This window comes from Massilia sp. TWP1-3-3 (assembly GCF_049897805.1).
Taxonomy (GTDB): domain Bacteria; phylum Pseudomonadota; class Gammaproteobacteria; order Burkholderiales; family Burkholderiaceae_D; genus Telluria_A.
The window spans coordinates 210714-235215 of the sequence record NZ_JAFCWX010000006.1 but is presented as its reverse complement, the minus strand read 5'-3'; the positions used below and the strand labels follow the sequence as shown (position 1 = coordinate 235215).

General features: G+C 65.3%; 17 protein-coding genes. 10 read left to right on the top strand and 7 right to left on the bottom strand.

Going from position 1 to position 24502, the window contains the following annotated elements; genetic code table 11:
- Positions 1-58: 58 nt before the first annotated feature.
- Both ACP7D4_RS08340 and ACP7D4_RS08335 read right to left on the bottom strand, forming a co-directional pair.
- Positions 59-1117 carry a hypothetical protein gene (locus ACP7D4_RS08340; RefSeq protein ID WP_426208593.1) on the bottom strand — a complete coding sequence of 353 codons (1059 nt, stop codon included), beginning with the start codon at positions 1115-1117 and terminating at the stop codon, positions 59-61.
- Between the two features lie 81 nt (positions 1118-1198).
- Positions 1199-1795, bottom strand: a complete 597-nt coding sequence (locus ACP7D4_RS08335; RefSeq protein WP_426208591.1) for a pyridoxamine 5'-phosphate oxidase family protein — start codon at positions 1793-1795, stop codon at positions 1199-1201.
- 211 nt (positions 1796-2006) lie between these two features.
- On the opposite strand from ACP7D4_RS08335, the gene ACP7D4_RS08330 reads away from it, so the two are divergent.
- From ACP7D4_RS08330 to ACP7D4_RS08305, 6 genes are all read left to right on the top strand, one after another.
- Positions 2007-3485 carry a hypothetical protein gene (locus ACP7D4_RS08330; protein ID WP_426208589.1) on the top strand — a complete coding sequence of 493 codons (1479 nt, stop codon included), beginning with the start codon at positions 2007-2009 and terminating at the stop codon, positions 3483-3485.
- Positions 3482-4978 carry a hypothetical protein gene (locus ACP7D4_RS08325; RefSeq protein ID WP_426208587.1) on the top strand — a complete coding sequence of 499 codons (1497 nt, stop codon included), beginning with the start codon at positions 3482-3484 and terminating at the stop codon, positions 4976-4978. The genes ACP7D4_RS08330 and ACP7D4_RS08325 overlap by 4 nt, the downstream gene beginning before the upstream one ends.
- Positions 4979-5014: 36 nt before the next feature.
- Positions 5015-5452: a hypothetical protein gene (locus tag ACP7D4_RS08320; RefSeq protein ID WP_426208586.1), complete on the top strand. Its 438-nt coding sequence runs from the start codon at positions 5015-5017 to the stop codon at positions 5450-5452.
- Between the two features lie 28 nt (positions 5453-5480).
- Positions 5481-9212 carry a tubulin-like doman-containing protein gene (locus ACP7D4_RS08315; protein ID WP_426208584.1) on the top strand — a complete coding sequence of 1244 codons (3732 nt, stop codon included), beginning with the start codon at positions 5481-5483 and terminating at the stop codon, positions 9210-9212.
- A gap of 5 nt (positions 9213-9217) precedes the next feature.
- On the top strand, positions 9218-10354 hold the full coding sequence (locus ACP7D4_RS08310; RefSeq protein ID WP_426208582.1) for a hypothetical protein: 1137 nt from the start codon (positions 9218-9220) through the stop codon (positions 10352-10354).
- Between the two features lie 89 nt (positions 10355-10443).
- The gene (locus tag ACP7D4_RS08305; RefSeq protein WP_426208581.1) at positions 10444-10917 is read left to right on the top strand and encodes a hypothetical protein; all 474 of its coding nucleotides are present in this window, start codon (positions 10444-10446) and stop codon (positions 10915-10917) included.
- Between the two features lie 56 nt (positions 10918-10973).
- Here the strand turns inward: ACP7D4_RS08305 and ACP7D4_RS08300 are convergent, their stop codons facing one another.
- Positions 10974-13193, bottom strand: a complete 2220-nt coding sequence (locus tag ACP7D4_RS08300) for a molybdopterin-dependent oxidoreductase (protein ID WP_426208579.1) — start codon at positions 13191-13193, stop codon at positions 10974-10976.
- A 122-nt stretch (positions 13194-13315) separates the two neighbouring features.
- Between ACP7D4_RS08300 and ACP7D4_RS08295 the strand changes: the two genes are divergently transcribed.
- Complete coding sequence (locus ACP7D4_RS08295; RefSeq protein ID WP_426103389.1) at positions 13316-13645, top strand: hypothetical protein; 330 nt, start codon at positions 13316-13318, stop codon at positions 13643-13645.
- A 62-nt stretch (positions 13646-13707) separates the two neighbouring features.
- Here ACP7D4_RS08295 and ACP7D4_RS08290 read toward each other — a convergent pair whose 3' ends face one another.
- Positions 13708-15756 carry a diguanylate cyclase gene (locus tag ACP7D4_RS08290; RefSeq protein WP_426103388.1) on the bottom strand — a complete coding sequence of 683 codons (2049 nt, stop codon included), beginning with the start codon at positions 15754-15756 and terminating at the stop codon, positions 13708-13710.
- A 341-nt stretch (positions 15757-16097) separates the two neighbouring features.
- On the opposite strand from ACP7D4_RS08290, the gene ACP7D4_RS08285 reads away from it, so the two are divergent.
- The 3 genes from ACP7D4_RS08285 to ACP7D4_RS08275 all read left to right on the top strand — a co-directional run bounded on the left by ACP7D4_RS08285 (position 16098) and on the right by ACP7D4_RS08275 (position 19889).
- Complete coding sequence (locus ACP7D4_RS08285) at positions 16098-16964, top strand: ABC transporter ATP-binding protein (RefSeq protein WP_426208578.1); 867 nt, start codon at positions 16098-16100, stop codon at positions 16962-16964.
- Complete coding sequence (locus ACP7D4_RS08280) at positions 16961-18523, top strand: hypothetical protein (RefSeq protein WP_426208576.1); 1563 nt, start codon at positions 16961-16963, stop codon at positions 18521-18523. Before ACP7D4_RS08285 ends, ACP7D4_RS08280 begins: the two co-directional genes overlap by 4 nt.
- 76 nt (positions 18524-18599) lie before the next feature.
- Positions 18600-19889, top strand: coding sequence for a hypothetical protein (locus tag ACP7D4_RS08275; RefSeq protein ID WP_426103385.1), 1290 nt, complete (start codon positions 18600-18602; stop codon positions 19887-19889).
- Positions 19890-19904: 15 nt separating this feature from the next.
- On the opposite strand, the gene ACP7D4_RS08270 is transcribed toward ACP7D4_RS08275, so the two are convergent.
- The 3 genes from ACP7D4_RS08270 to ACP7D4_RS08260 all read right to left on the bottom strand — a co-directional run bounded on the left by ACP7D4_RS08270 (position 19905) and on the right by ACP7D4_RS08260 (position 24352).
- Positions 19905-21695: an ABC transporter ATP-binding protein gene (locus tag ACP7D4_RS08270; RefSeq protein WP_426103384.1), complete on the bottom strand. Its 1791-nt coding sequence runs from the start codon at positions 21693-21695 to the stop codon at positions 19905-19907.
- On the bottom strand, positions 21685-23436 hold the full coding sequence (locus tag ACP7D4_RS08265; RefSeq protein WP_426208575.1) for an ABC transporter ATP-binding protein: 1752 nt from the start codon (positions 23434-23436) through the stop codon (positions 21685-21687). Before ACP7D4_RS08265 ends, ACP7D4_RS08270 begins: the two co-directional genes overlap by 11 nt.
- A 109-nt stretch (positions 23437-23545) precedes the next feature.
- Complete coding sequence (locus tag ACP7D4_RS08260; protein ID WP_426103382.1) at positions 23546-24352, bottom strand: phasin family protein; 807 nt, start codon at positions 24350-24352, stop codon at positions 23546-23548.
- Between the last annotated feature and the right edge of the window lie 150 nt (positions 24353-24502).

Below are 24502 nucleotides of genomic sequence, written 5' to 3'. Positions count from 1 at the left end.
TTAACTTTTTTGCAACTACAATCGAAAAATAGTGGTATGCATGTCTATGGGCGCGGACTTACGCGACGCACCAGCCGCCGTCCTTGTACACCAGCTCGTCGTCCAGATACACCGCATCGGTCACCGCAAACACATCGACGTGATAGCGCGCATCTTTGCGCTTGAAGCCGCTCTTTTGATAAACGCCGTGCTTGGCGCCCAGCGACAAGTGAATGCCGCACATGCGTTCGTAGGTGCCGATATCGTTGACCCTGCGCTCGCGCGTAAAAGCGCGGTTCATGCCAAAGCCCAGTTCGCGCACCCAGACTTCGCCTTCGTCGGCGGTGATGATGTCAAGGAGTTTGTCGAATTCGGGCGTGGCATCGATGGCGCGCACCACGCGCCCGCGTTCGATGACCAGCGTGATGGGTGTATCCGGCCGGTTGACCAGGTACGCGGTGTCGCCAAACACATGCACTTGCACGCGCCCGTTGACCGCTTCCAGGTCTTGCGCCTCGGTGAACACTTCGCCGATCGGGAACTGGCCGCCGACATTGTGCATGCCGCTGTAGTGGCCGATATTGAGCTTGGCCGGTTCCAGCGCCGAAGCAAACACCAGCACTTCGCCGCCGCCATGCACGCGTGCGCTCGCGGCCGCGTCAATGCGCACCTTGAGCGCCTGGCCCACGCCGCGATAGTAGGCGCTGTCATAGGCGAGCGCCTCGATGTAATGGGCGCCCTGCGCGCCGGGCATGCGCGACAGGTGGACATGCTCGATCACTTTCAGACCGAGCTTGAACAGCTCGACCCGGATGCGAAACGCTTCAAGGCGAAAATTGGTCGACTGGATCAGCACCACCAGGTCGTGCGCCTGCATGCGCCGGAAGGCGGCCAGCACCTCGGTGGGCGCGACGGTATCGAAGTCGATGAACTGGCCGTGCGGCAGGTTGCGCCGATAGCCTTCGGTGAGCGCGCGCGCCAGGTCCGAGCGGGTGTCGTAGACGACCAGCGCGTTGTGCGCCGGCCCATGTTCGACCACGGTGTGGAGCACGTCGCGCAAGTGGCTGGCGGCAGAGTCGACCGCTTGCGCGTCGATGTCGCCCCAGTGGTCGTGGGGTGCCTGGGCGGGCAAAGTCATGGGGAGGACGGCGTGGATGAATGAGCCATCCATTATACGTGCGTTACACGTGCGTTACACGTGCGTTATATGTGCTAGCTGCTACAGGTCGCTCGCATAGCGCGCTTCCATCTCCTGCTGCGTTTCCAGCGTCTGCATGCCGGTATGGTCATTGAGCATCTGGCCCATGGTCGGCAGCACGCTGCGCATCTGGCTGCTGGCCGGGTCCCACAGCTTGGCGCGCATCAGCGCCTTGGCGCAGTGCAGGTAGGCTTCGGTGACGGCGACCTCGATCACCAGGCGCGGCATGCGCTTTTCCTGCGCAAAGTGCGCCAACAGCGGCGCCTCTTGCGACAGGCTTGCGCGCCCGTTCACGCGCAGCGTTTCATCGCCCCCGGGGATCAGGAACAGCAGCCCGATCTTGTCGTTCTCGACCAGGTTGGACAGCGAATCGAGCCGGTTATTGCCGGGAAAATCGGGCAGCAGCAGCGTGCCGGCCGCCGTCACCTTGACAAAGCCGGGCGGCCCGCCGCGCGGCGAGGCATCCATCTCGCCGCTGGCGCCGGTGGCCAGCACCACAAAGGGCGCCAGCGCAATAAAGGCGATGCAATGGTGGTCAAGCCGGCTTAACTGCTTGGCCACGCTGCGTCCGTGTGCGGGAGGGTAGCGCTCGCGCAAAGCTTCAAGGGTATCGATCATGGAACCCATTATGCCACTAAAATGTTAGACAAAACATCACATGAGAATGTGACCGAAATTCCCCTCGGCATCTCTTCGCGCCCCCGGGCGTTCCACGAAACGGTACCGGGCAATAAAACTGCCCGCCCAAGCCAGTTGCGCTATGATTTGAAAGGCAACAGCGGCCCAGTAACGCGGGACTGCTTTTTATACATATATGGTGGCTAGCAAGATGGCATACAGATGGGAAACGCCGGCCAGTGTCTGGCTGGAAGACGAACACAGCGCCCAGTTCGAACTGAGCTCAAGCGAGGGCTTGAGCCGGATCGACTGGCAGGAGCAGGTGCGCGGCCGCCTGCCGGACGTGGCGCACCTGCTGGGCGCGTCGCTGCCGTCGAGCTGCGCCTGCGCGCCAATTTATCCGGAGGGGTTTGCCTTTTGCCCCACCTGCGGGCGTCCCTTGACTAAACTGGCGGGGCGCGCCAAGGCGCGCGCGGACTGGTGGGGGCCGTGGTCCGACCAGTCGCTGCCGCGCCATGTGCCGCATGGCTTGCCGGTCAGTTCGCTGGCGCTGGGCGAGAGCCTCGAGGAGCGGCCCGCCGCCCCCAGCGTGGGCCGCGCCGAGCTGGCCATGCCGGTGCCGCCCAATGCGCAGTGCGCCTTTGCCGCGGGGGCGTTCGGCTTTCCGGTACAGCGCCTGATTGCGCTCGCGCCCGCCCGCGGCGTGCTGCAGTACTGGGATCCGCTGGCCGCGCTGTGGCACGTGATGGCGGCCGAAGAGCATAGCGCCGACCTGTCGTTTACTTCTTCCGATTACGCGTGGCTGCCGGTTGCCCCCGGGCGCCGCGGCGAAGTGGCGCTGGTGCCCACCGACCGCGGCCTGCAACGCCTGTGGATCAATCCGGTCAGCGAAACCTACCGCACCGAGGCGGTGTTTGACGCAGCCATTGTCGGCGCGCCGGGCGCGATGCGGCGCCACGTGGCCTGCCTGTTCAATACGTCCGCCGGCACGCGCCTGTGGAGCGCGCTGTCCGACCTGACCGGCGTGGTGCTGTACGACTGCGGTGCGCCGGCCAGTGGCTGGTCGCGTCCGATCGGCTACGACTCGCGCCTGTTCTGGCTGCACGCGCAAGGCCAGTTGATCTGGCAGCCGGGCGCGCCGCCGCAATGGATGCCGTGGCCGGCCGGCTGGTCGCCGCGGCTTGAATTTGGCGGCCCCACGCAAAGCCGCGACGGCCGCCTGTGGCTGATCGGTCACGCCGAGCAGTCGTACAGCTTTCTGGAACTGGGCAGGCAACACCCGCAGGTGGAGCCGATCAGCGGCGCGCGCCTGGGCTTTGCCAGCCTGCTGTTCCGGCGCGGCCACGCGGTGGTGGGCGAGCCGTGGGACAGCGAGCAGGTCGAAGACCCGCACGAAGAAGACTCGCTGGTGCTGCCGCTGCTGCGCGGCTTTAACAATAACCGCAGCCAGCCGAGCGGCCTGGTGCTGCGCTTTCATGCCTACACCGGCAAGGCCGAAGACGCGCTGGCCGAGCGCATCATCGCGCGCACCACGGTCGAATGGATCGGCAAGCGCAATGTGATTCTCGACGAGATCGCGCGCCTGTCCCGCCCGCTCGAATGCGTGCCCTTCGTGTACGACAATTGCCTGTGGCTGCACCATCCCGACTGGAATCAGGTACGCGGCTGGCGCCTGGAAGAATTGACGTGAAGCGCGCCCTGGCATGCCTGGCGCTGCTGGCCCAGTCTATGTCGGCGCCGGCGCCGGCGCTGGCGCTGGGTGTATCGCACGTGTTCCTGGTCCAGAACTCGGGCTGGATGGAGCCGTTCTATACCGATCCGCAGTCGCGCTACAAGCCTTTGATCACCGAACTGGTGATGGCGGTGGCGCAGCCGGGCGACCCGATGGTGCTCGCTGCGTTCAACCAGGCGCTGCCCGGCGCGCCGTCGCCCAAGGCGCTGCTCTCGTTCAAGTTCGACGCCAAGTCTTCGCGCAAGCAAGTCGGCGGCGCGCTGGCCGCGCTCGAGGTGGCGCGCAAACCGGGCAGCTTGGCCTACGCCGATACCGACCTCAATGAAGCCGTCGGCACGGCGATTCGCAGCGCGCTGGGCGGCAAGAGCGGCCTGGTATGGCTGGTCACGAACAACCGCAACAGCCCGAACAACGACTTGCAGACGGCGCGGCGCAACCGCGAATTCTATGAGCTGATCCACAGCGGCAGCGCCATCACGCGCGCGCTGGCGTTTCCGCTGCAAATGCCGGTGCAAGGCGCGCACTACCACGCCAACGGCCTGATGATTTACGTGTTTGCGGTGGGCGACGAAGGTGCGCGCCAACTGAAAACGCTGGTGGCCTCGGGCGCCATCGCCAAGGTCATCACCGAACCGGCGGCGCGCTTGAAACCGCTCGACCAGGACCTGGTGCGCCTGGTGCCGCGCAAGGTGAGCGACGCGCCCGGCGTGGCGTTTTCCATGACGCCGACCGGCATGCTGCGCGCCGACGTCAATGCGCAGGCGCGCTCGCCCGCGGCCAGCATCGAATGGCATCTCGAGAACACGATCTATCCGTACACCATCGCCAGCGCGCAGATCAGCGCGCGCTCCAAGGTTGGCAGCGAAGAGCGGCCCATCAGGCTGGCCAGCAGCAGCGTGACGGCGCTCGCTCCCGGCAAGAGCGCGCCGCTGTCCTCGACGATGGCGCTGCCGGTGCGCGAGCTGCCGGGCAAATGGTCGATGGCGGCGGTCGGCAGCGCAGGTTCGGCCTATGTGATGCCGGGCCAGATCGAGCTGCAGCTGACGAACCAGCGGCTCGAACTGTCGCAGGCGTTCCGCCAGCGCATGGCCAGGCTGTTCCCGGGCGACCCGCTGCCCGAGATTTTCACGCCGCCATCGCACATCAAAAGCTCGGTGGCCAAGCTGCCGCTCGTCGTGCGGGTGCACTACGGGGTCGCTCCGCTGGTGGCACTGATTGCCGGTGCGCTGGCGCTGCTCGGCGCGCTGGGCGCGGCGGCGCTGGCCTTTGCGCGGCCGCGCAAGGCGCTCGTCACGGTGGAAGACGAACTGCGCACCATGCACGCGCGCGCCGGCAGCACGCAGCCGATCTTCGACAAGGCGGGCAACAAGGTAGCGCAACTGAAAACCACGCTGTTCGGCCACCAGCTGCTTGACCTGCGCGAAGGCGCGCAGGTGCGGCTGGGCCGCTAGAATTTTTCATCTCTTAAAATAAAACCAGGACCACGCATGCAAACCAACCAGCCACCACAACCCGACCCAGGCTTCAAGCTGCCCGAGGACGACAAGGCATCCAAAGACCCGTTGCCAAAAACGCCCGACAGCAATGCCAACATGCCGGTCGAAGTGACCCCGGTCGCCGGCGCGCCCGTCACCGACACCTCGTCGCGCGACCTGGCTATCGGCGGTGCCGTGTTCATGGTCTTGTTGATCATCTACTTCTTTGTGCGTAACGCCTACGTGCACCACCTCGTGGTCAAGCGCGTGGCGCCGTCTTCTGCCGGCAGCGCCGGCTGGCTGCTGTTCGTCGGCCTGTCGTTCGTTAGCGCCGCGGCGGTGCTGGCCATTATCAACGCCAGCAAGTTCCTGACCTTCGCGGTCACCGCGCCGCTGGTCATCGTCGGCCTGGTTGCATTGGTTGCGGCGCTGTTCGTCGGCCGTCGCTGAACCTTATTGAAAAGATCGAGAAGAGAATATGGCAGAGTTTCCCAACACTGGTAGCGGCAAAAAGGAAGAACTGAAGATCGACCTGCGCCCCACGCTGTTCATCGGCGCCGGCGGCACCGGCATGGAAGTGATGCTGCGCATCCGGCGCCGCATCCTGTCGGAAGTGTGGAACCGCCACAATCCGACCCGGGTCGAAGCGATCGGCCAGTTTCCGGTCGCGCGCTTCCTGCACTTCGACCTGGACAACAACGCCATCATCGACGAGGGAAAATCCCAGCGCAGCGACCCGTGGTTCGAGCTGGTCAAGCTGACCGACGAAGAGCGCCTGATCGAGCCGATCGACCTGCAGCAGTATCACGAGTCCGACGACAGCCTGTCGCGCTTTCCGCTGATCGAATCGTGGATGCCGCTGCGCCCCAAAAAACTGCGTTCGCTGGGCATCGATCCTTCCAAGGGCGCCGGCCAGATTCGCGCCGTGGCGCGCCTGTACCTGTTCGACAAATACCCCAAGCTGCGCGGGCGCATCAAGGGCGCGCTCAATTTCTTGAGCAGCAATGCCGGCAACGAGCGCAAGGAAACCTACCAGCGCCTGGGTTTACAGGTCGATACGTCCAAGTTCCGCATCGTCGTCATCGCTTCGTGCGCGGGCGGCACCGGCGCCGGCACGGCGATCGACCTGGGCTGGATCAGCAAGGCCATCGCGCGCCAGGAAGTGTCGGACAACCAGGTTGACCTGGTGATGTTCATGCCCGCCGGTTACGCCAAGGCCAACAAGGAACGCACCGAGGCCAACGCCTACGCCACGCTGATGGAGCTGGAAACGACCATGCGCGACATGAACGCGCAGGTGCGCTGGGCCGAGCCGGACAGCTTGGTGGGCAAGGGCGCGCCGTTCGACGACGTGTATTTTGTCGACACCGCCAACCTGGCCAACAAGGCCACGCAGGACATCAAGGACGTCTACCAGATGGTGGCCGACACCTTGTTCGAAGACTTCGCCTCGGCCGATTTTGCGAATAAAAAGCGCTCGATCGCGGTCAACCAGCAGCAGCACAAACTGGGCCCGTTCAATCCGCGCGTGCCCGAGCAGCGCTTCGGCGACATGCGCCTGTCGTACTCCAAGGTGTATTCGGCCTTCGGTCAGGCGGTGCTCGACACCCAGCAAAGCCTGCGCGACGATATCCGCGCCTACGAACTGGCCGCGCTGATGGTCAAGGCCTTCTTTGGCCTGATCGGCAGCGACGGCACGGCCGCGCGCCGCGCCGGCGACCAGGAACGCGACATCTTCATGCGCGAGCAGATGTCGATGAGCGAAAGCCCGTTCGATGAATTTCCGGACTTTCGCAAGGGGACGGTCGACGTCACGCCGTTCCAGGAATATGCGCTCACCGGCCAGCTGTTGATGGACAAGGACCAGCGCTCGCTGCTTGAGCGCGTCGAAAGCAAGGTGCAGCACGAGATGGACCGCATCATGGCCTCGTTCGACCTGGGCCTGTGGCGCGAAAAGGTGGCCGAACTGCTGCCGCACCTGGAGCGCGATGCGATCCGCGAAGCCGGCGCCACCGCCGAAACCAGCGAAGACCGCATCAAGCGCCACACCGTGGAACTGATGACGCGCCTGAAGGGCCGCGCGCGCGACCAGCTGTATGCGCTGCTGGACGACCGCAAGCAGGGCGGCCTTGAATTCGTGCTCTCGCTGCTTGAACAGATCAAGGCGCGCCTGCTGCAGCGCGACCTGGGCAACGCCGAACGCAACGGCAAGCGCTACCGCGACATTCGCGACGCGCTGCGCACGCGCCAGGTCGAGGAGTCGCTCGGCAACTTGGGACAGGCGGCCGGAAAACTGTTCGGCAAGGATGCGCAGGCGCGCGAAATCATGGCCCACCTCAAGCGCGACATCGCCGACTATCTGCGCTTTCACATGCTCGCCGTTGCCTCCGGTCAGGCCGTCGAAGTCATGCGCGGCATGTCGGCCTGGCTGGGCGACCCGCTCTCGACCGACGACACCGGCCAGGCCGAATGGAGCGGCATTGCCGGCGAATTCCAGGAAGGGCGGCGCTGCGTGCAGGCCATGCTCGGCGCCGTCGACCAGCGCATCGACCAGCTGCGCGCCGACGCGCGCCACGAACACGCCACCTATATCAAATTGGCCAGCGACGTGCTGCCCGAGCCGGTGAAACTGACCGGCGACATTCAAGGCTGGAGCGAAGAAGTGCTGCTTGAATTCGGCGGCTCGTCGCGCCTGTTCCCGCAGTTGGGCGACGACCGCCTGCGCGCCAGCTTGCTGCTCAAACTGTTCAGGCGCGCGCAGACCCAGTTAAGCGTCGAGCAATTGGCCGGCGAGGAACCGGTCGACCCGCTGCTCGAACGCCTGGGCGCCATGTCGCCGCAGGAGCGCCAGCGCATTTTCAATGAATGGATCAAGAGCGCCATGCCGTGGGTGAACGCACGCTTTTCGGCCGAGTTCACCCCCAAGGCCGACCAGTTCAAGTGCTTCATTGGCGTGGGCGACGTCAACGCCTGGCGCAAGCTGGAAGATGAAATCAAGGCGGCGGTGCCGACCGGCTCCTTCCACGGCGACCTGGTCTCGATCGTCAACACGGGCATCAGCGGCAAGGCCGTGTGCTACATTGAATTGTCAGGCTACCCGATGACGGTGCTGCGCGGGCTGCCGACCTGGCGCACCTCGTACCAGATCGAAAACCCGAAAATCCCGACTCACCTGCATTTTGATGCGACGCGCTTTCGCCATCCGATTTCACCGTCGATGGAAGAACTCAATCGCCTGGCCGACGACTACGAGTGGTTCTTGCAGGCCAATGCGCTCGGCGTCATCCGGCGCAAACCGGACCTGGCCGACCGCGAAGCGTCTTTCCAGCCGCGCGGCCAGTATCTGTTTGAAGTGGAACCCGGTTCGGGCGAGTGGCTGCAGATCGGGAACGAGTTTGCGATCCGCTCGAACGGCTTGCCCGCGTATTACCGCGAGCAGGTCGTCACCGCCGTCCAGCAGCGCCTCGCCAACCTCGGGCCCAGCCAGCTCACGCTGCTCACGGCGCTGATGCGCCACTATCAGCAGCGCGTGTACGAGCCGAAGCTGGAAGTGGACGAAACCGGCGCCCAGCTGCCGTCGCCGTCGCTGCCCAACATTACCGCGCGCCGTCTGTACGAGGACTGGTTCCGGCGCGCGCGCAGCATGACACCGAGCCTCACCACGCGCGACATCGACGCCGCCGCCGCCAGCATGCTTGCCTGGACCGACCTGGTGCCCAATTCGGCCAGCGACGCCTATGCGTGGGAAGTGGAGCGGCCGGTGGACAAGCGGGTGATCAAGCCCGATGTGCTGGCCAGCGAGGCCGAGGCGGCCGTCGCGCTGCAGGAACGCAAGGAGGTTGCGCCAGCGACGTTGGCGGCAGGTGCGGCGTTGGGTGCAAATGCGGGTACAAGTACGGGTGCAAGTGCGGGTGCAAATGCGGGTGCAAGTACGGGTGCAAATGCGGGTGCAAGTACGGGTGCGGGTATGGCCCCGGCGCCGGCGCGCTTCAAGGTATTTTTGAATGGCGCTCAGCATGGTCCGTATTTGCTCGATGAAATCGCCTTGCGCATCGCGCGCGCCGAAATCGGCCCTGCGACTAAAGTATGGCATATGCAGTGGAATCCCAAGGCCGACAAGTGGAAGGCAGCGGGCGACATGCCAGAACTATCTGAGCTGTTCGACAGCGCCATCCCCGACCCTGACAATGACATCCCCGATCCGGAATGACGGCAATGAACCTGCAAGACCAAGTGATTTATCGCTGCATCCACGCGGCCTGCGCGCGGCAGCTGCCGCGCAGGGTGAATTTTTGTCCCTGGTGCGGCACCGGCCAGCACGACGGCGTCGTCAATCCGTCTCATGTGGCGCGCCCGGTGCAGGCCGAGTATCTGGTCGAGCGTCAAACTGAGGGCCAGGGCGGGCACCAGGTTGAGTACCAGGCCGCCTACGAATCGGAGCGTGCCGTCGAAGCGGACGAAGCGGCAGTGGTGCCGGAGATGGCTGCCGCGCCGGTCATTGTCGTGCCGGAGGCGCTGCCGCCTGCCGCGTCCCCACCGCCTCCCGCGCCCCCACCGCCTCCCGCGCCCCCTCCGTCCCCGCCACCTCCCACGCCGCCACTGGCCAAGCCCGCCCCCATGGGAGCTGCAGCCCCGCCAAGGCGCGAACCGGTGCGCCTGCGCTGGTGGCTGGTCGCGGTGGCGGCGCTATGGCTGATCTGGATTTACGCCAAGCCGAACGCCGCCAAGAAAATCGAATCGCGCATTGAAAGCGCGATGACCGCCAGCGCCGAATGCCGCCTGAACGACGCACAGTCCGAGCTCATCGCACTGCGCATGACGCGCGCCACGCCCGCGCAACTCGAGCGCCTGCAGTCGGCCATCAGCACGGCGAGCGCCACCTGCGGCAAGAAAAAGCAGCGCGACAAGGCCTGGGGCGACACCACCAACGCGGTCGAAAGCGCGCTTGCCGAAGGCGATTTCGGTCGGGCGCAGGCGCGCCTGTCGCAGTTCACCAAGCGCTGGAACGAGGATGAGGAATCGCGCAAGCTCAAGGCGCGCATCAATGAACGGCGCGCGGCCGCGCCGCCGCTGGCGCCGTTGCCGCTGCCCGAAGTGATCGAGCGTTCGCGCCCGGTGCTGCCCGCGCCGGCGCCGGGACAGTCCGCGCGCAACCTGATCGACGAAGCGGAACGGGCGCTGCGCGCCGGTAATTACCGCGCCGCCGTCGACAAGCTCGAAACGTGCATCACCATGGTCGATGAAGGCAACCGCGAATGCGCCGCGTTCAAGGTGCATGCTGACCGCATGCTGCGCGAGCGCGAGCGCTGCGTGGCGGCGGGGCGGGTGTGGGTGGAGGATCGCTGCATTTAAGCGGAAAGTATCGTCTTGTAACTTTTGCGCCGCACGCACCGAAACCGGCGTAAGGTGGCCTCTCAATCCTATCCTGACAGGAAGATGCCATGAACCAAGCGAAACCGCTGGCATTGTTCGCGTTGCTGCTGATGTCTGCCGCTGTTCAGGCCGCTGCTCAGACTGCTGTTCAGGCCGCTGTTCAGACCGCTGCTCAGGCCGCTTCTAAGGCTGACACGCAGGCTTGCGCCGCGCCCGTATTTCCGAACTATTCCACCTCGAACCACGAGATTCGCCGCGTCGCGCGCGAGGTCAAGCATTTTCGCGCATGCCAGGATGCGGCGGCGCTCACGGCCGACGTGGCGCAGATTAATCGCCAAACGGCGCAGGTGGAAGCCGGACTGGAAACCTGGCTGGCCGCCACGCTCGATTATTCGCAAGGCCAGCGCGCGCTCCAGCGCCCCTTAAGTTTTGTCGATATCGACCGGATCGAACGCGGGCAGGCGCCGCGCGCAGAGCCGCGCCCAATGCGGCGCCTGCGACCGGCCGCAAGGTCGGATCCGCCGTCGGCGCCGACATTCTGATAGCGCAGCACGGCAGAATAAGCCGCGCGAGGACGATGCCGGTTTGGGCTTTTGAATTACCCCAGCGCCTGCATCTTGATCGCGATCCCCGACAGCACCGCATTGCCCGACAAGGGATCGCGCAAATTCTCATCGAGCAGCGCGTTCAAGTTCACGCCCGGCCGCTCGGCCGCCACGCCCAGCTGCGTGCCCGGCAAATCATGGCCCCAGCCGTGCGGCAGGCTCACCACGCCCGGCATCATGTCGTCCGACACTTCTACCTGCGCGACGATCTGGCGCGCGCCATTGCTAATTTGGGCCCGGGCGCCGTCGGCCAGCCCGAGCCGCGCGGCGTCGTGCGGGTGCACCAGCGCCGTGCAGCGGTAGGCGCCCTTGGCCAGCACCGGCAGATTGTGCATCCAGCTGTTGTTTGAACGCAGCTGGCGCCGCCCGATGATGACCAGGTCCGGCACCGGCGAGGCCAGGTCGGCCTGCACCCGCGCCAGGTCGTCTAGCAGCATCTGCGGCGCCAGTTCGATGTTGCCCGATGCGGTGCGCAGCGCTTCGGGAATGCGCGCGCCCATGGGACCCAGGTCGATCCCCGAAGGCGCGGCCTTGAGGCGCGCCAGCTTCAGTCCGCCCGGCTGCGCGCCGAACTGGTCGCCATACGGACCGCTGCGCAGCGCCAGTTCCAGCTTGCGCTCGGCGCCCTTGAGCGGCGCCAGCGCGGCCAGCACGGCGGGAGCAGCCGCCCCCATCGTCTTGTGCACCTCCTGCTCGAGCGCGGCGTCGTCCAGCGCGCCGATGTCGGCCTGCGCGCCCAGTCCCATGGCGATGGCCGCGATGCGCAGCATGCTCTCCCATTCTTCGGGCTGGCCGGGCGCGCGCGCCAGCACGGGCGCACTGTAGCGCGCATGGTTGTGATGCGAGAATTGGGTGAAGGTGACGTCGTAATGGGCTTCTTCCAGCGGCGACAGTCCCGGCAAGATCACGTCGGCGTGGCGCGAGGTTTCATTGAGGTAGATGTCCATGCTGACCATGAAGTCGAGCCCGTCGAGCGCGGCAGCCAGGCGCGCGCCGTTCGGCGCCGACAGCACCGGATTGCTGCCAATGGCGATCAGCGCCTTGATCTGGCCGGGGCCGGGCGTGTCGATTTCTTCGGCCAGGCAGGTCAGCGGCAGTTCGCCGAGCATTTCGGGCACGCCCGAGACGCGCGAACGATAGCGGCCGCTGACAATGCCGCGCCCGGCGCCCGGCGCGCCGCGCGTGTTGGCGGCAAAGGCAGCCGCCTTGGGGAACATCGCACCGCCTTCCTCGTCCAGATGGCCCGAGAGCACGTTGATGACGTCGATCAGCCACGAACACAGCGTGCCAAATTGCTGGGTGCAGGTACCGATGCGCCCGTACACGGCGGCGCGCGGCGTGGCCGCAAGCGTGCGCGCCAGCTCGCGCATGGTGGCCGCGCCAATGCCGCAGCGCCCGGCCATGGCCTCGGGTGCGAAGGCGCGCAGTGCCGCGCCCAGTTCGGCCACGCCGGCAACGTGCCCGTCCAGCCGGCCCAGGCGCACCAGCTGCTCGTCGAACAGCGTGTGTGCGATCCCGAGCAGGAAAAAGACGTCGGCCCCGGGCCGGATAAAGTGGTGGACGTCAGCCACGGCCACCGTTTCGGTGCGGCGCGGGTCGATGACGACAATCTGGCCGCCCCGCGCGCGCAGCGCCTTGGCCTTGCCGCGAAAGTCGGGCACCGTCCACAGGCTGCCGTTCGAGACCATGGGATTGGCGCCCAGCATGAGTAGAAAATCGGAACGCTCGATGTCGGGTACCGGCACCGACATCCAGCTGCCGAACATCAGGCCGCACGCGAGCATCTTGGGGATCTGGTCCACGCTCGAGGCCGAGAACATATTGCGCGTGCCAAGTGCGCGGGCTAGAGGCGGAAAGTAGAGCGACAGGCCCATCTTGTGCGAGACCGGGTTGCCGAGCACGGTGGCCACCGCGTTCGGCCCGCCGGCGGCGATGATGGAAGGCAGGCGCCGTTCAATTTCGGCGTAGGCTTCTTCCCAGCTCGCTTCCATAAAGACGCCGGCGCGCTTGATGAGGGGCGTACGCAGGCGGTCCGGGTCGTCGTGCAAGTCTTTCAGACCGATCGCCTTGGGGCACAAAAAGCCGTGCGAGAACACGTCCTTCGCGTCGCCCCGGATGCGCACCACCTTGCGCTCTTCCAGATCGAGTGCGAGGCCGCAGGCGGCTTCGCAAAATGGACAAATCCGGTGCGCGCTGGCAGTGTGCAAGGTCATGGCGGTCTCTTTCTCTGAAAATCGAACGGTCGTTCTATTGTCAGGATTGCAGCAGCAACTGTCAACCGTAATCTCGTGCGCGGGTGTATGCTACAGGGCAACCACAACCGTATGAGGGCACCATGAACACGACTATTTTTACCCGCAGCGCCGTCGCGCTTGCCATGCTCGCAGCGCTGGGCGCCTGTACCAAGCCGGGCGAGCCGGTAGGGCCGGCGCAAAAGGCGGGCGCCGCCCTCGACAAGACGGGCGACCAGATTGCGGCCGAACTGCACAAGCCGATCGACAAGGCCAATGAAGCGCAAAAGGCGATGAAGGACGCCGCGCAGCAGACGCGTTCAAATATTGAGGAAGCCACTGCCGACGCCAGCCGCGGCATCGACAAGGCGACCGTCGAAGTGGGCAAGAAGGTCGAGCAGGCGGGGGAGAAGATCCAGGAAGCGGGCAAATAGGACGACAAGGCGACGGCAGGGCGCCTTTGGCGGGCGCCTTTCGGCAAGCTGGCTCGCCGCCCTTACACGCGCGCGCGCTGCTCGGGCGCGCCGGCAGTGCGCGGCAGCGGCGGCGCACTGCTCCCGCCCAGCACGATCGACAGGTCGACGAAGCCTGCGCGCCAGGCGCGCTCCAGATCCTGTTCGATCGATTCCATCGAAGTTTGCTCGAAGTTCGAAAATCCGCGCACACCGTAGGCGCGGTTGCGCCCGTGCGCCTTGGCCAGATACAGCGCCATGTCAACCAGGTTGACAGCGCGCTCCCATGGCAGCGCGTGGGTGCCGGGCACCAGCGGAAACGGCGCAAAGCCGATCGACACATCCACCGCAATCTTGGTGTCCTGGTACTCGATCACGGTCGATGAAATGCCCACCAGCAGGCGGCGCGCGATTTCCTCGACGCCGCTGCGCGGAATGGCCGGCAAGAAGGCGAGGAACTCTTCGCCGCCCCAGCGTACGATCATGTCGGTCTCGCGCAAGATGTCGCGCATGCTGTCGGAGATCATTTTCAGCACGGCGTCGCCGGCGGCGTGGCCGAAGGTGTCGTTGACGTGCTTGAAATGGTCGACGTCGAGCAGGAACAGGGCGCCCACGATCTCTTCGCCGGAGGTGCCGGCGCCGCGCTTTTCCACCTGCAGGTGGGTGCGCATGAATTCCTGGAAGTGGCGCCGGTTGTACAGGCCCGTGAGCGGATCGCGCGAACTTTGCTGCTTCAGTTCCAGGTTCTTGACCTTGAGCTGGGCGTTCGCGTGGCGCACCTTGCGGTACAGGATGCCGACGATGCCGGCGGCCAGCGCAAAGACCACGGCTAGCAGCCACCAGACGCGCTGCTGCAGGCGGCGGTTGTCGATCTCGGTGGTCTTGAGCTGGTTCTCGCGGCTGAGCAGCTCGATCTGGCGCTGCTTTTTCTCCGCTTCGTACTTTTCCTGCAGTTCCCAGGTGGCCTTTTGGCGCCGCTTTTCGAACAGCTCGTTGGAGATTGCGCGCTCGCGGTGATAAGCCTTGACCGCGCCCGCGTAGTCGCCCGCGCGTTCCAGCGCGGCGCCGTACTCGATCAAGACATCTTGCAGCTCCGGCTTGTTGCCCGATTTTTCATACCAGGCCAGGCCTTCCTCGAAGTTCTTTTTTCCTTCGGCCATGCGGCCCTGGCCCAGAAAGGCCTGGCCCAGGTTCAGGCGGCCGGTGGCGATGGTATTGTCGTCGTTGATTTTCTGCGCTGCGGCGATCGCCTGCAGCGCGTAATCGATGGTGCGCTGGTAGTCGCGCTCCTTCAGGTAGCTGTCCGACAGGTTGACCAGCGAGGACGCCATCATGCCATCCGCGCCGATCTGCTTTTCGTATTCGAGCCCGGCCAGCAGCGCGCGCAGGCCGCGCTGCGGCTGGTTGGTCTGGATCGCCAGGCCGTATTCGGTCGATTTCAGCGCTGACATGCGGCCAGGCGAGTTGGTCTTTTCGGCGATCGCCGTCGCTTCGGCCAGCGTTTCGAAACCTTTGTCAAACTCGTGCATCTGGCCGTACAGCGTGGCCAGCGCATCGAGCGCGGTGACCACCAGGCGCGGCTTGCCCAGCTCGCGCGCCAATTTCAGGCCGACCTGGATCTTGCCCAGCGCAGCCGGAAAATTGCCGTCTTCGACATACGCATCGCCCGACGAGAGCGTGGCGCGCGTGCGCAGCTGCAGGTCGTCGGTCAGGTTGGCGACCCGCTCGCCTTCCCACACCAGCTGGTGCGACAAAGTTTTTTCATTGTTTGCAAAGGCCGAATAACCCTTCGTCATCAGGGCCATGGCCAGCGTGCGGTTGTCCTTGCTCGAGCGCGCCAGCGCCATCAATTCGTCGGCAACCGCAGTGCCGGTCTTGTTGTCGCCATTGGCTCGGTGCGACCAGCTGAGTAATTCAAGGTAGTCTGCCTTGTCGCGCAGCGGCGCGCTGCGCGACTCGGCGTCGAGCTTGAGCAGCAAGGCGCGCGCCCTGGGCGGCACGAAGCGCTCTTCGGCCACTTGCTCGAGACGGTCATGAATGGTGGGCGGCTGGGCCAGGGCGAGCGACGACAGCAGGCATAGCGGTGCCAGCATGCTGCGGCTCTTGCGAGCCCACGAATTGTCCGATGACCTAGCCAACATCCGGTTCCCATTGCAAATGATTAATAGTCTTGTGGAGAGACTACGGCGGTAATTATATTCTTGTTGCAGCATGGAAATCTCAACCAGTATCGAAATTTTCTCGTGATGTGCACAAATACAGAATGTGTTGGATAAAATGCATGTCTGTTTAATATTGATTGGCAGCTCAGGTGACGCATCGGCCCGATTCGCCTTCTATGCCGTGATTCCTGCGCTTTGTCCGATTGCCCCCAACGGCGCGCTCGCTCTGCCTTACATTGCCTACATACCAACCCTCCAGACCAGGAATCGCCATGCTTGAGATCCGCAACGTCGTCAAACAATTCGGCAAGAACGTCACTGCGGTGAGCGACGTGTCGCTCACGCTCGAGCGCGGCGTAGTCGGTCTGATCGGCCACAACGGCGCCGGCAAGACCACCTTGATGCAGATGATCGCCACTTTGATGCGCCCGTCCAGCGGCCAGATCGTCTTCGACGGCGTCGACATCGTCAAGAAGCCCGACCACATGCGCCGCCGGCTTGGCTTTTTGCCGCAGGACTTTGGCGTCTACCCGAATCTGTCGGCGCTCGAATTCATGCAGTACTTCGCCGCGCTCAAGGGCGTGCGCGACCCGGCCCGCATCCGCTACCTGCTCGAGCTGGTGAACCTGCACGACAAGGCCGACCGTCCCGCAGCCGCGTTCTCGGGCGGCATGCGGCGCCGCCTCGGCATCGCGCAGGCGCTGCTGAACGACCCGGAGATCCTCGTGGTCGACGAGCCGACCGCGGGCCTCGACCCGGAAGAGCGGCTGCGCTTTCGCAACCTGCTGGCCGACCTGGGCTTCAATAAGCTGGTCATCATCTCGACCCACATCGTGTCCGACGTCGAGACCATCGCCGGCCAGCTGGCCATCATGAACAAGGGCAGCCTGGTAGTGTGCGACACGCCCGAAGCGATCCTGGAGCACGCGCGCGGGCGGGTGTGGGCGGCCAGCGTCGAGGCGGCCGACTACGACGCGCTGCGCGCCAGGGTTCACGTGCTGCACGCGCAGCGCCAGGGCCAGACGGTGGCGCTGCGCATCACCCACGGTCAATCGCCGTGCGCCGGGGCGCAGCTGGTTGAGCCGAGCCTGGAAGAAGCGTTGATGGCGCAGCGCCAGGCACTCCAGGAGGCCGCGTGAACTTCGCCGCCTTCAAGGCGCTGGCGATGAATGAAGTGAGGCTGCGCCTGCGCCGCACCTCGACCCTGGTCGCGCTGCTGGCCGTGTCCATCATCAGCTGGGCCATGATGGGCGACCCGGCAAGCGGCGACGCCGTCATCGTCATCAACAATACGCGCGTGCTCTATACCAGCAACGTGATCGCCATCGGCAGCGCGTCGCTGGCCTGTATCCTGTTTGGCCTGGGCGGGTTTTACCTGGTGCGCGGCCGGGTCGCTGAAGACGTGCGCAGCGGGATCGGCAGCGTGATCGGCGCCACGCCGGTTGGCAATGCGCTGTTTCTGGTAAGCCGCTGGGCGGGCGGCGTGGCCTACCTGGGCGCGCTGATGGTCGCCTTCATGTGCACCATGCTTGCCTTGCACCTGGTGCGCGGCGACGGGCCGATCGCGCTGCTGGTTTACCTGCAGATCTACGCGCTGCTGCTGTTGCCGATGCTGTTCTTTACCGTCAGCTGCGCGATCCTGTTCGACAGCGTCGCTTCTCTGATGGGCAAGGCGGGCGACGTGCTGTACTTTTTTGTCTGGTGTTTTCAGCTGAGTGCGGCCATCGCCGTCACGGCGGGCGTGTCGCGCCACGTGCCGCTGGTGACGATGTTCGATTTTTCCGGCATTGGCGCAGCCATGCTGCTGATTCGCCAAGGCTTCGACACGACCAATATTTCGCTCGGCGGCGGCTCGTTCGACGCGGCACTGGCGCCCTTGACGCTGCCGCACTCGCTATGGTCGGCCAGGCTGGTCGCCATGCGCTGTGCGTCAGGCGCGCTGGCCTTGCTGCCGCTGCTGCCGGCGGTGCTGCTGTTCCACCGCTTTTCGCCCGACCTGGTCAAGATCTCGAGCGCGGCCAAACGCCGCTCGCCGCTGGACGTGCTCGATGGGATGCTGCGCCCGCTCGCCAAAACCGTGCAGCCGCTGTTTCGCCTGGCCGCCAGGCTGCCCGGCATGGCGGGCCAGGTACTGGCCGACATCGCGCTCACGTTCGTCACTTCGCCGTCCGCGCTCGTCGCCGTGCTGGGCATCACGCTGGCCGCCATGGTGGTGCCAGCCAAGGCACTCGGTCCGCTCCTGATGTTCTCGGCGGCGCGTTGGGGCATCCTGGTGTGCAACCTGAGTACGCGTGATATGGAAGCTGATACGCAAGAGATGACGGGCGCCGTGAAAGGGGGCGTCATCCGGCGCTTCGTGCGCCAGTACGCGGCCACGGCGCTGCTCGGCTTCATGTTCATGGGCATGGTGGCGCTGCGCTTTTCGCTCACGCAGCCGGTGCGCGCCCTGGCGCTGGTGGCCGGGGTGCTGTGCCTGTCGGCGCTGGCCAGCTTGTTCGGGCGCTGCGCCGGCACCTCGCGCCTGTTCCTGGCGCTGTTCTTGTTTGGCCTGTACGTCGCCGTCAATGTCGTCACGGTGCCGATGATCGATGCCTTTGGCTTTAACGGCGTGGCCAACGCGCATTCGGCGCTCGCTTACCTGGCCGTCGGCGCGCTGGCGCTGGTTGGCGGGTATTGGTGGAACCGGCGCGCCGCCTGAACGAACAGGACTTGACCAACAGTCGCGTTTGCCGCACACTAGAACGTTAATTTAAGAGCAATATAGAATCTTATTCATGTTCACACAAAATTCCACGCGCGGTGTACGGCGGGTCCGGGTTGTGCTGGCAGTGAGCATTGGCGCCATGTTGGCGGGCTGCGCCGCGCCCCCGGCGCCGGCGGTGGAGGCCAGCGCGCCGGTCGTGGTTGCACCTTTCATGGCGCAAGTGGTCGGCCTGCAGTGGCTCAACCCCCTGCAGCGGCGCGACTATCCGGTCGAATGGCAACTGCTGTGGACGCTGGGACTGGTCCAGCCGAACAAGACCGACACCAAGCCCTTACCCAAGAAATATGCCTCGGTGCAAGCGCTGAACGCCATTGCCAAGGGCAAGGCAGGCAAAACCAAGTTGGCCTCCTACCATCAAAAATACGTGCGGGAGTTGACCGGGCAATTTCACGAGAATTATTTTTCAAGCTCCCAGTATTTCTATAACGCTTACTCGCTGCAAGACAAGAGCACCTGGCGCGAACTGGCCGGCATCCATGTCGAGTACGCGCTGCCCAAGAGCGGCCTGGATGCGGCCACGGCGGCAGCGTTCACGCGCGACAGCATCACGGCCCGCTTTGAAATCGGCAACAAGTTCGCGCCCACGCTGTGGACGCGCGCCACGCCGCCGGACGTGCAGGTCACGCTCGGCGGGGCCAATGCCGGCTTCGCGTCGCTGTCGGCGGCGCTGGCCTACCTCGAGGCGCACCCGGACCAGACAGTGTGGGTCATGAACTGGGACGCACCGAGTTTTCCGCCCAAGGAAAAGCAAATCAACGAGAACATGGTGCTGCTGATGCTGGCCGGCCCCGCCTACAAGACCGAGCGCGCGCCGCTGGCCTGGCTGGCTTATCCGGCCACCCGCAAGGCCGGCGCGACGTGGCCCGCCACGCTGGCCGAAGCGACGCGCAATGCGGGCCGGCGGCCAGCGGACATCGGGTACGTGATTCACGATGCGGGCAACCAGAGCGCAACGTCGGCGCCGCGCCGTGCCAGCCTGGCGGCGGCGCTGGGCACGGTCGACTTTACGAAGCAGGCCTTCGATACGCCGGCGCTGCTGGGCGAGATGGGGGCGGGCACCGCGCTGACCAATGTGGCGCTGGGGATCGCGTACGCCAATCACTTCGGCAAGCAGGTGCTGGTAGCCGGAACCACGGCGCCGGACGACACCACCGCGATGCTGGTGTCGCCGCCGGCCGTGGTGCGGCCGATTGACGCCAACGCGCCCTGGCACCGGGCGCGCGTTGGCAATCTCGCCTTCAAACCATGGTGGGGCTTGCGCCATGATGCGAAGCCGGCGCTGCAGGGGTTCTCGAACTAAACCCTCGGCGCGCTCTTACACGGCCAGCTGCTGCAGCAAATACAAGCGCTGATACAGGCCACCGTCGATCTGCATCAGCGCATCATGCGGTCCCGATTCCTCGATCCGGCCGTGATTGAGCACCACGATCTGGTCCGCGTCGCGGATGGTCGACAAGCGGTGCGCAATGGCGATGATGGTTACCTTGCCGCGCAATTCATTCATTGCCTCCTGCACGACCTGCTCGGTCTGGCTGTCGATGCGCGACGTTGCTTCGTCCAGCAGCAGGATGCGCGGCTTGCCGGCCAGCGCGCGCGCAATGGCGATCAGCTGCTTTTGTCCGCTCGACAGGCGCGAGCCGCTTTCGCCGAGCGAGGTCTCGTAGCCATGTTCGAGCGCCATGATGAAACCGTGCGCATGCGCCGCGCGCGCCGCCTCTTCGATCGCCGCGTGCGGCAAGCCGCGCCCCATGTCGATGTTTTCGCGCGCGGACGCCGCCAGCAGGAACGGATCCTGGGGCACCAGCCCCACGGCAGCGCGAAAATGTTCATTGTCGATGGCGTCCAGCGGCCGCCCGTTGATCTCGATACAGCCTGGCGGCGACGGGTAATAGCGCAGCAGCAGCGAGAGCAGCGTCGACTTGCCGCTGCCGGTATGCCCGACGATTCCGAAAAACGCGCCCTGCGGCACAGCCAGGCTAAGCTGGTGCAGCACATCCTGTCCGGGTGCATACGCAAACGTCAGGTTGCGAATTGCCACCGCCGGCGCGCCGGCCACCGGCCCCGCCCCCTGTGCTGCAGCGCCCTTGCCGGCATCGTGTTCAGGCGCGCCCGCTTCGTCCAGCAAGGCCGACACGCGCGCCGTTGCCACCACTGCCTGCTGCAAGCCGCTGAACTGCATGGTGATCTGGATCAGCGGCTCGATTACGCGCGCAATGTAGCTGATAAAGGCGTACAGCACGCCCACCTCGATCGCATTCATCTCGCGCTGGCCAAAGCTGTAGATCACCACCGCCAGCAGCACCACGTTCAAAAAGTCGAGCGCGGGCCGCAGCAAAAACGCGTTGGCCCGCAGTTCGGCCAGGCGCGCCTTGTAGTGGCCGTGGTTGGTGGCGGCGAAGCGCTCGGCAAAACGCGATTGCGCATTATTGGCCTGCAGGACGCTCATGCCGCTGATCGATTCCGCGATCTGGCCATTGATCTCGCTGCGCAGCGCGCGCGCGCGCGTGACGGCCGGCGCCGACAGGCGCTGGTACAGGAACACGATGGCCACCACCGCCGGCACCAGCGCCAGCACGATCAGCATCAATCGCCAGTCCAGCCACGCCATGGCGATCATGGTCCCGATCAGCACGATCAGACTGTCGAGAATGGCAAACAGCACCTGGATGTACAACGTCTTGACCGCTTCGGTGTCGTTGGTCACGCGGCTGATCAGCTGGCCCGTCACGGCGCGGTCGAAAAACGCCATCGGCAGGCGCAGCACATGGCCGAACACCCATTCGCGCAGGCGCTGCACCGAGCGCATCGCCAGGCCCGACAGGCGCACCAGCTGCAGGTAGCGCAGGCCGGACGCGATCCAGCCGGTCAGCAGCATGGCGCCCAGCAGGGTGGCCATGCGCGGCCAGTCGAGGTGGCGCGGCAGCAGATGTTCGTCGATCAGCGCCTTACCAAGGATCGGGCCGATCACTTCCAGGCCGGCGGCCAGGATCAGCCAGAAGGTGGCCCAGCCCAGGTGGCGGCGGTCGGGATGGGCGGCGCGCCGCAACAGGGCGAAGGCTTGCGCCGCCTGCGCGCGCATCGCCTTGGGCGTGGTATCAGAGTGCATCGAGACTGGCCTCCAGTTGTTGGTAGCGCCACTGGCTGGCGTACCAGCCGCCGTGCGCGAGCAGTGCGTCGTGGGTGCCCGATTCGGTGATGCGTCCGCCCTTGAGCACGACGATCAGGTCGGCGCCCACCACCGCCGACAAGCGATGGCTGGCGATGATGGCGCTGCGCTGCCTGGAGCCGCGCCGCAGTTCTTCAAGATGCTCGAGGATGCGCGTTTCGGTGCCGGTGTCGACCGCCGAGAGGGCGTCGTCCAGCAGCAGCAAACTGCTGTCGGCCAGCAGCGAGCGGGCAATGGCCACGCGCTGGCGCTGGCCGCCCGACAGGGTGATGCCGCGCTCGCCCACATGGGTTTCGTAGCCGGCCGGGAAACGCAAAATGTCGTCGTGGATCGCCGCCATGTCGGCTGCATGCTCGACCTGGGCGCGCGTGGCGAGCGGCCGGGCCAGTGCGATGTTGTCGGCAATGGTGGCCGAAAACAGGAACGACTCCTGCGGCACCCAGCTCATCGCGCGGCGCAAGGTTGCCAGCGTATAGTCGCCCAAGGCATGAGCGCCCCACGAGGCGCTGCCTTGCTGCGGCGTGACCTGGCGCATCAGCACCTTGAGCAGCGTGGTCTTGCCGGCGCCGGTGGGCCCGACCAGGCCGAGCGTCTGGCCCGGCTGCAGCGTCAGTGAAATGCCGGCCAGCGCCGGCGTGGCCTGGCCCGGGTAGGCGTAGGTGACGGCATCAAGCACCAGAGGGCCGCTCGCGAGCGCGCTCAAGGTGCCGTCATCGTCCACCGACAGCGGCGCGTCCAGCAGCGGCTGCACGCGCGCCAGCGCGGCGCGCCCCCGTTCGATGAGCGAGAGCACCCAGCCGGCCGCGAACATGGGCCAGATCAGCTGGCCAAGGTACATCGTAAAACTGGTCAGTGAACCGATGCTGAGTTCACTGTTCCACACCAGGTAGCCGCCCAGGCCGAGCGTAAGCACGCTGGCGGCGGTCAGCGTCCAGCCGACTGCCGGCTCGTAGGCCGCTTCCCACTTTTGCGCGGCCAGGCTGGCGTCGGCAGCGCGCGCGGCAAGCTCGCCGAACTGTTTTGCGCTGTGCTGCTCCAGCCCCAGCGCGCGCAGCGTACGTACGCCCGTCAGCGCTTCCTGCACATGGTCGTTCAAGGCCGAGAAGCGCTTGAGCGAATCGGTTGCTGCCACATGGATGTGGCGCGAGATGCGCCAGAACGCGAACGCCATCAGCGGGAACGGCAGCAGCGCAATGCTGGCCAGGCGCCAGTCGACGCCCAGCATCATAATCCCCAAGACCATCACCAGTGTCAGCGAGCCGTCAAAGCCGGCCAGCATCGCTTCGCCGGCCGCCATTTCAATGGCGTCGATGTCGTTGGTGGCCAGCGCCATCAGGTCGCCCGTGCGCTGCTGCTGATAGAAGGCCGGACCCTGGGCCGACAGGCGTGCGTAAAAGCGGGTGCGCAGTTCGACGCCCAGCTGGTAGGCGGCGGCGAACAGGCGCAATCGCCAGCTCACGCGCAGCAGGTAGATCGCCAGGCCCATGCCGAGCAGTTGCGCGATATCGAGCAGCAAGGCGTGCGCGCCCAGCGTGTGCGCGGCCAGGCCGTCGATCATGGCGCCCACCTTGCGCGGAATGAGGACGGTAAACGCGGCCACGCCGATCAGCATGGTGCCCGACGAGACGTAGGAAGGCCAGTGGCGACGCACGAAATTGAAGACGAGCCGCGATAAAGTCATTCCCCACCCTATTGATGCGGCCAGAAACAATTAACGGGCCGAAGCCCGTCAATTTACTACTTCTGGCCCATCGGCGCTGAGCGCGCCTGATTGTGGTCTTGTTTCTTCTTTATTTCTTCTTCTTGGATTTGGCCGTCGGCAAGTCGAGCTGCTGCTGGGCGACGACCGGTTTGCCCGACACGGGCGCTGGCGGTGGCGACGCCTCGACCGGCTTGATGCCGGTGACAACCAGCGGCTTGGTGGCGACTGCAGGCACCGGCGCGGCGGCCGGCGTGGCGGCCACGGTACCGTGCGCGACCTTGCCGAGCGCCTTGGCGATGGGCTTGGCTTTCGCGTCAAGCGGGGCAGCCGGGGTGGCGACCGCTACCGCAGGGGCAGCGGCTTGCGGCTCGGCGACCGGAGCGATAAATTCAACCGCTGCCGGTTCCGGGCTCAGCTGCGCGTTCAGCTCGGTTTCCAACTGCGCGTTCAACTGCGCCGGCGGCACAGCTTCCGGTTCAGCTTGCGGCGCAGCTTCCAGTTCAGCTTTCGGCTCAGCTTCCGGCTCAGCTTCCGGCTTGACCAGGGCCAGCCCTGGCTGTGGCGCTGCCGGCTTCGCGTCGGCAACCGTGTCGGCCAGCACCGCGCCGGCGCCGGTGGCAATGGCCATCAATTGGCGGTTGTAGGCCAGCAAGCCGTCAATACTTTCCTGGGTCCGATTGGTCAGCGCGAACAGATCGCGCGGATCCTTGGCGGCCAGCAGTTCGACCACGGCGGCCGACGATTTCTCCATCGACGCGCGCGAAACGCTCAGGTTCAGGGCGACGATTTTCTGCGCGCTCTCGAGTGCCCTTGCGGTAAAATTTTGAAAGAAATTCATCTGTGCTTCAACTTGCGACTTGCTCGCAGCGGAAAACTGTTCCGGAAGAGTGCTCATGGGATGTCCTTTGGATGTTTGTGATGCGGTGCAATATTCCTTAGTCTATCCATGATTGCTGGTGTTGAAAAGAACTTTCTCCAAGATTGGCGCCAATAAATATTGCAATGCAGCATGCATGATTGACAAAGATAATTCGCTTAGACGCAT

What these genes read in the sequence shown, in the direction of transcription:
- ACP7D4_RS08300 (WP_426208579.1), bottom strand. Translation starts at nt 13,193, where the DNA reads ATGACCTTGCACACTGCCAGCGCGCACCGGATTTGTCCATTTTGCGAA.
- ACP7D4_RS08290 (WP_426103388.1), bottom strand. Translation starts at nt 15,756, where the DNA reads ATGCTGGCACCGCTATGCCTGCTGTCGTCGCTCGCCCTGGCCCAGCCG.
- ACP7D4_RS08285 (WP_426208578.1), top strand. Translation starts at nt 16,098, where the DNA reads ATGCTTGAGATCCGCAACGTCGTCAAACAATTCGGCAAGAACGTCACT.
- ACP7D4_RS08315 (WP_426208584.1), top strand. Translation starts at nt 5,481, where the DNA reads ATGGCAGAGTTTCCCAACACTGGTAGCGGCAAAAAGGAAGAACTGAAG.
- ACP7D4_RS08260 (WP_426103382.1), bottom strand. Translation starts at nt 24,352, where the DNA reads ATGAGCACTCTTCCGGAACAGTTTTCCGCTGCGAGCAAGTCGCAAGTT.
- ACP7D4_RS08265 (WP_426208575.1), bottom strand. Translation starts at nt 23,436, where the DNA reads ATGACTTTATCGCGGCTCGTCTTCAATTTCGTGCGTCGCCACTGGCCT.
- ACP7D4_RS08340 (WP_426208593.1), bottom strand. Translation starts at nt 1,117, where the DNA reads ATGACTTTGCCCGCCCAGGCACCCCACGACCACTGGGGCGACATCGAC.
- ACP7D4_RS08295 (WP_426103389.1), top strand. Translation starts at nt 13,316, where the DNA reads ATGAACACGACTATTTTTACCCGCAGCGCCGTCGCGCTTGCCATGCTC.
- ACP7D4_RS08310 (WP_426208582.1), top strand. Translation starts at nt 9,218, where the DNA reads ATGAACCTGCAAGACCAAGTGATTTATCGCTGCATCCACGCGGCCTGC.
- ACP7D4_RS08335 (WP_426208591.1), bottom strand. Translation starts at nt 1,795, where the DNA reads ATGATCGATACCCTTGAAGCTTTGCGCGAGCGCTACCCTCCCGCACAC.
- ACP7D4_RS08330 (WP_426208589.1), top strand. Translation starts at nt 2,007, where the DNA reads ATGGCATACAGATGGGAAACGCCGGCCAGTGTCTGGCTGGAAGACGAA.
- ACP7D4_RS08305 (WP_426208581.1), top strand. Translation starts at nt 10,444, where the DNA reads ATGAACCAAGCGAAACCGCTGGCATTGTTCGCGTTGCTGCTGATGTCT.
- ACP7D4_RS08320 (WP_426208586.1), top strand. Translation starts at nt 5,015, where the DNA reads ATGCAAACCAACCAGCCACCACAACCCGACCCAGGCTTCAAGCTGCCC.
- ACP7D4_RS08270 (WP_426103384.1), bottom strand. Translation starts at nt 21,695, where the DNA reads ATGCACTCTGATACCACGCCCAAGGCGATGCGCGCGCAGGCGGCGCAA.
- ACP7D4_RS08275 (WP_426103385.1), top strand. Translation starts at nt 18,600, where the DNA reads ATGTTCACACAAAATTCCACGCGCGGTGTACGGCGGGTCCGGGTTGTG.